The sequence below is a fragment of the Mycobacterium sp. E3198 genome, assembly GCF_001667015.1.
Lineage (GTDB): Bacteria > Actinomycetota > Actinomycetes > Mycobacteriales > Mycobacteriaceae > Mycobacterium.
In genome coordinates this window covers 1-5658 of record NZ_LZIS01000135.1, presented here as the reverse complement: position 1 = coordinate 5658, position 5658 = coordinate 1, and the positions used below count along the sequence as shown (strand labels likewise).

Annotated in this window: 7 protein-coding genes; 2 read left to right on the top strand and 5 right to left on the bottom strand. The window is 69.0% G+C overall.

Annotated elements, in window-relative coordinates; all coding sequences use genetic code 11:
* Positions 1 to 995 (top strand): GGDEF domain-containing protein (locus tag A5673_RS15585; RefSeq protein ID WP_156748270.1); only part of this gene is annotated, 995 nt, incomplete at its 5' end.
* 112 nt (positions 996 to 1107) lie between these two features.
* The gene (locus A5673_RS15580) at positions 1108 to 2484 is read left to right on the top strand and encodes an FAD-dependent oxidoreductase (protein ID WP_068233924.1); all 1377 of its coding nucleotides are present in this window, start codon (positions 1108 to 1110) and stop codon (positions 2482 to 2484) included.
* Here A5673_RS15580 and A5673_RS15575 read toward each other — a convergent pair.
* The 5 genes from A5673_RS15575 to A5673_RS15555 all read right to left on the bottom strand — a co-directional run.
* The gene (locus tag A5673_RS15575) at positions 2384 to 3235 is read right to left on the bottom strand and encodes a hypothetical protein (RefSeq protein WP_068233921.1); all 852 of its coding nucleotides are present in this window, start codon (positions 3233 to 3235) and stop codon (positions 2384 to 2386) included. The two genes, A5673_RS15580 and A5673_RS15575, sit on opposite strands and share 101 nt — an antisense overlap.
* A 4-nt stretch (positions 3236 to 3239) precedes the next feature.
* A complete protein-coding gene (locus A5673_RS15570; RefSeq protein ID WP_068233918.1) occupies positions 3240 to 3524 on the bottom strand; it encodes a WXG100 family type VII secretion target in 285 nt (94 codons plus the stop codon).
* Positions 3525 to 3535: 11 nt separating this feature from the next.
* A complete protein-coding gene (locus A5673_RS15565) occupies positions 3536 to 3832 on the bottom strand; it encodes a WXG100 family type VII secretion target (protein WP_068233915.1) in 297 nt (98 codons plus the stop codon).
* A 96-nt stretch (positions 3833 to 3928) separates the two neighbouring features.
* Positions 3929 to 5032 (bottom strand): PPE family protein, encoded by a 1104-nt coding sequence (locus tag A5673_RS15560; protein WP_068233912.1) that lies wholly within the window; start codon positions 5030 to 5032, stop codon positions 3929 to 3931.
* 84 nt (positions 5033 to 5116) lie between these two features.
* The coding region (locus A5673_RS15555) for a PPE family protein (RefSeq protein ID WP_197518389.1) at positions 5117 to 5658 on the bottom strand (542 nt) is incomplete at its 5' end.

Below are 5658 nucleotides of genomic sequence, written 5' to 3'. Positions count from 1 at the left end.
AGCGTGGACTGCTCCGCGCGACGCAGTGGAGCCTGGCTGCCATCTCCTCGATATCGGCGCTCGTCCCGGTGACCACCATGCTCAGCACCCATCCGCCGACGGCCGAGGTGGTGCTCGTCGACGCGGTCGCCGCGGTCTTCGTCGTCGCGGTCAGTGTCTTCTGGTTGACGCGGTGGCCGACGCGGGTCCAATCCGAGATTTTCGGGGTGGTCGCCGGGACGTGCATCGCGGCGTGGAGCCTGACCCAGCCGACCGCCGCGCTGGCGGCCGTGGGGTGCTGCGCCATGGCCACCAACAGCGGCTATGTCGCGCTCTTCCACAGCAACAAATTCCTGGTGTTCAGCGCCGCCCTGGCGGCCATGGTCTCCGTCGCGACCGGGGTGCACCTGGCTCGTGAGTCCGACATCGGGACCGGGCTTGCCGCGTTCTGGGTGGTCTCGATGCTCAACCTGTCGTTCCCCCTGGCAATGCGGGGGATGTCGCGGGCCATGGGCACCTACGCCGAGCGCGCCGACGAGGACGCGCTGACGGGGTTGTTCAACCGCCGCGGGTTCATCGCCGCGCTCACCCGGAGGCTGGGCGACCCCCGCGCCGACGACACCCACCTGACCATGGTCATGATCGACCTCGACGCGTTCAAGCGCATCAACGACAGCTTCGGCCATGCGGCGGGCGACCGCGCGCTGATCGCGGTCGCCGACGTGCTGCGGCAACAGGTGGCACCGACGGCGGTGTTGTGCCGCGCCGGCGGCGAAGAGTTTCTCATCGCCGCCACCGGCTCGTCGCCGAGCGCCGAGCCGATCGCCGCGCAATTGGGCGCGGCCATCGCGGCGCTTCCTCAGGGACTGACCGCCAGCATCGGCACGGCCACCGCCGAACTGTCCCCGATGGGCGTCTCCGACGTCCCCGGGCTCATCGAAAAGCTCATCGACGTCGCGGACAGCGCGATGTACACCGCCAAACGCCGCGGCGGCAATCAGGCCCACCACCTTTGACCCCTCGCGCCAACGGGTTTGAATTCCGCGGGCAATCCGGGTGAACACGCTACTGCCGGTCTTGCGATCGGTGTAGTTTGCTGCTGGGGCGGACTAGGTGAAGGAGCCAGTCGTGTCGGATGTCGATTACTGCGTGGTCGGGGCCGGGTTCGCGGGTCTGACGGCCGCCCTGAGGTTGAAGCAGGCGGGTCGCTCGGTGGCCTTGCTGGAGGCGCGCGACCGGATCGGCGGTCGCACGTTCACCGTCACTCGCGACGACGGCACCTGGATCGACCGCGGCGGTGCCTGGGTCGGGCCGGGCCAGGATCGCATCTACGCGATGATGGACGAGTTCGGCGTGCCGGAATACAAGCAGCACAACGACGGCGACGCGATGATGGTCCTCGACGGCAAGAAGCACCGCTACGGTGGCACCATTCCCTGGTCGATGAGCCCGTGGGCGGTCACCAACCTCGGGATCGGCTTGCTGTCGATCGAGAAGATGTGCAAATCGATTCCGCGCGAGGCGCCGTGGGAGGCGAAGCGCGCCGCCGAGTGGGACCGCATCAGCCTCGGGGAATGGATCGAGAACAACACCATGTCCAAGGCCGCCCGCGAGATGCTGGACATGGCCCTGTCGGGCGTCTACACCTCGGCCGGGTCGGAGACGTCGCTGCTGTGGGCGCTGACGCAGATGGGCTCGGGCGGCGGCCCCACGTTCGTCATCTCCGGCAAGGGCGGCGCCCAGGACGCCCGACCCGTCGGAGGGATGGGCGCCATCTATCGGTCGATCGCCGCGGAACTCGGTGACGCGCTGCATCTTTCGCGGCCCGTCCGCCAGATCACCCAGGACGTCGGCGGCGTCACGGTCGCCGCCGACGGCTTGACGGTGCGGGCGCGGCGGGCCATAGTGGCGATCCCGCTCGCGATCGCCAGTTCGATTGCGTACGAACCGCTTTTGCCGGTGGATCGTGCGCTGCTGCATCAGCGCATGCCAAGCGGTTCGGTCATCAAGATCTCGATCATTTACGACGAGCCGTTTTGGCGCGCGGACGGATTGTGCGGTCAGTCGGCCGCGCCGGGAACCCCGGCGACGCTGACCATCGACGCCTGCACGAACACCGCGGACCCCGGGATCATGTGCGTGATCACCGAGGGACCGGCCGCGCGCCGGCTGACAAGAATGGACGAGGCCGATCGGAAAGCGGCGGTCATCGGCGAACTCGTCGATCGGTTCGGCAGCAGGGCAAACTCACCGCTGGAATTCCACGAGCAGAACTGGACTACCGAGCGCTACTCCGGTGGCGGCATGATCAGCCACGCCCCGCCCGGCGTGCTGACGGAATTCGGATACACCCTGCGCGAACCCTGCGGCCGGGTGCACTGGGCCGGCACGGAGAGCTCGGCGATCATGTGCGGGTGGGTAGACGGTGCGATCCGCTCCGGCGAGCGGGCGGCCACCGAAGTGATGACGGCGGACGCCGCCGCGGCGGCGACGGCGCAGGTTTGAGCGGGGCCCCCGGGAAGACCGTCGCCCGCCGCAGCGCCGGAAACGCGGTGCCGGACAGTTCGGCGATAACCGTGGCGGCGAGCGCCGTCCGTCGCCGCGAGCCGTGTTCTTCCCCGCGCACCACCGCCACGGTGAATGCGGTGGCGGCGACCGCGACGAGCAGGTGCCCGGCCGTCATCACCGGCGTGGCCCACATCGCGACGACGAAGCCGGACACGACCGGGTGCCGAGCCGGCCAGCGCAGTAGCCGGGAGCCGAATCCCGTCCGACCGTAGCGCTTTTCACGCCACATGCAATATTTGACCCGGAGCTCGAACCGGTCGAGGCGCCGAATGCCGTTCGCCCGGAACCCGACGATCGCGTATCCCAGCCAGAACAAGACGTGCGGCCCCAACCGGCCCGCCGGTGACGGCACAGCCCAGACCACCGTGGGCAGCACGCGCCATTGCCAGTACAGCAGGAACACCGCAAGGCTCCCGAACAGCGCGTCGGTGTCCCGTTCGAACGGCCGCGGCACGACGCGGTACCCCACCACGAACAGGCCAAGCAGCATCAGATCGACCGCGATCGCTTGGCCAAGCGGCGCCCCCACCGCATCGTCGACACTTCGCGGAACCGCGACGTTCCCGACAAAGCCGATCCCGTAGAGCAACGCCACGCGAGACAACGCGTAACACGCGGCGCCGTACCCCCGCGCAAGGATTGGCGACCCGCCGAAGAACGGATCGCCAAATCCCTTGTGCCGCAGCATCGGGTTAGGCCCAGCCGGAGCCCACCGCCGAATCGGTGCTAGCCATGTTGCTGCCCGCGGACTGCACCTTGGCCCCGTGCGCGTTGGCCTGCTCGTAGATCAGCTGGAAGTTGCGGCCCAGCGCCGTGATGAACTCCTGGCAGGCCACCGAGCCGGCGCCTCCCCAGAAATCCCCCGCCGCCAACACATCCCGCACGATGGCCTGGTGTTCGGCCTCCAGTGACGCCGCCTGGGCCCGGATCAGCGCGCCATGAGCGTCGACGTCACCGAATTGGTAGTTGATCGTCATCGCGAAATCTCCTAACTGCCCAGTGCCTGCTGCGAAGCCTGCTCTTGCTGCTCGTAGTTGTTGGCGTCGCGAACCAGCCCGTCGCGAACGCCGTGCAACATGCCGACGATGTTGCGAAACGCCTGATTCATCTGCCCCATCGTGTCGTGGGACGTCGCCTGGGCCGCCCCGCTCCAGCCCGCGCCCGAAATGTTCTGCGACGACGCCCACATCCGGCGCGCCTCGTCCTCGACCGTCTGCGCATGCACCTCAAACCGGCCCGCCGTGGCCCGCATCGCGTCCGGGTCCGTCATGAACCGTGTGGTCACCACGGTCTCCTTTCAACAAGTGAATTTCTGTCCAATCACAAGCCGCCACAACATGTTCGGCGGCGCGTCCGAAAGGCCTGATTGCTCACCTCCGCCCTATCCGACCCCGACGCGCGGCACCACGCTGGGCCGCGACTGCAGCACATGCGGACTCGCCCCGCCGCGGCCCAGCATCCCGCCGGGCGTTCCGGCGCCCATGCCACCCATCGGCATCGGCATCATCGGCATGCCGCCCATGCCGGCGCCGACTCCCGCTGCGCCGCTGGGCGTTTCGCCGCCGAGCCCGGACAGGGCCGCACTGACCATGCGGGCGGGCATCGAGCCCTGCCACGTCGGGGGCACCGACATCGATCCCACCAACCGGGCCTGGCCCAGGCCCTCCGACGCGGCCGGCCCCAGGCCCGCCGCCCCGCCCAGCGGCTTCATCGCCGGGGCGGTGCTATCGACAAACTTCGGAACGTCAGCCCCGACCGCGGCGGCGTTGGCCAGGCCCGCGGTGCCGGCGTTCGCGCCCTGCGCCAGCGACATGATCGGCGACATCAGCATGCTGATCGGGAGCGTCGCGACTTGCGCCAGCGATGAGAGCGACTGCAGGGGCGCCCCGGAAACCAGCGACTGCAGGAGGTCCGCCAGGGGCGAGGCGGCGTCCGCGGCCTGGGAGACTACGCCCGCCAGGCTGATTGGCGGCGCAGCGAATGGCGGCAGCGCCGCGGCCACCGACATCGCACCGGCGTGGTAGCCGACCATCGCGGCGACGTCCTGGGCCCACATCTCGACGTAACCGAACTCGGTGGCCGCGATCGCCGGCGTGTTCTGGCCCAGAAAGTTGGTCGACACCAACGCCATCAGTTGCGTGCGATTGGCCGCGACGGCGGCCGGGTGCACGGTCAAGGTCTGCGCCGCCTCGAACGCCGTCGCCGCCGCCCGCGCCTGCGCCGCCGCGGCCTCGGCCTGCGCGGCCGAACCCGACAGCCACGACGCGTACGGCGCCGCCGCGCCGGCCATCGCCTCCGACGCCGGGCCCGACCACGGGCCGCCGATCAGACCCGAGATCACCGAGTGAAACGACGCCGCCGACGCTCGCAGCTCGGCGGCCAGCCCGTCCCACGCCGCCGCTGCCGTGAACAACGGTCCGGCCCCGGCACCGGCGTACATCCGCGCCGAGTTGATCTCCGGCGGCAACAACGAAAAGTCTGGCATCACAGTCTCAACGGTGCGATGTGGCGGCGCCAACTACGTCGGCCAGAGCTCGTAGATCGGCGCAGCAGGGGTCGTAGATCGTCATCACCGGAAGAAACCCGCCAGCGAGCTTGCATGGTTGAAGAATCCCGAGCTGAAGTTGCCCACGTTCGCGATGCCCGAGGCGAGCAGGCCGGCGAGCATGATGCCGGTGACATCGCTGCCGCTGTTGGCGAAGCCGGTGTCGAAGACGCCGGTGTTGTTGATGCCCACGTCGACGCCACCGCCCGTGTTGTGGATGCCGGAATTGAACCCGCCGATACCGGCGTTCATGAAGCCCGAGTCGTTGAAGCCCGAGTTGAAGAATCCCGAGCTCGCCGTGCCGGTGTTGCCGAACCCGGAGTTCACCACGCCGGCCGGGGTGATCGCGCTGAAGAAGCCGGTGTTGAGGTTGCCCGTGTTGAACCCGCCGGTGTTGGTGTCGCCCGAGTTCGCCCAGCCGGTGTTGAAGTCGCCAGTGTTGAGGTCGCCGGTGTTGGACGTCCCCGCGTTGAAGCTGCCCGTGTTGAAGCCGCCGGAGTTCCCGAAGCCCATGTTGTCGGTCCCCGAATTGCCGCCGCCGAAATTGCCGGAGGCCGCGTTTCCGA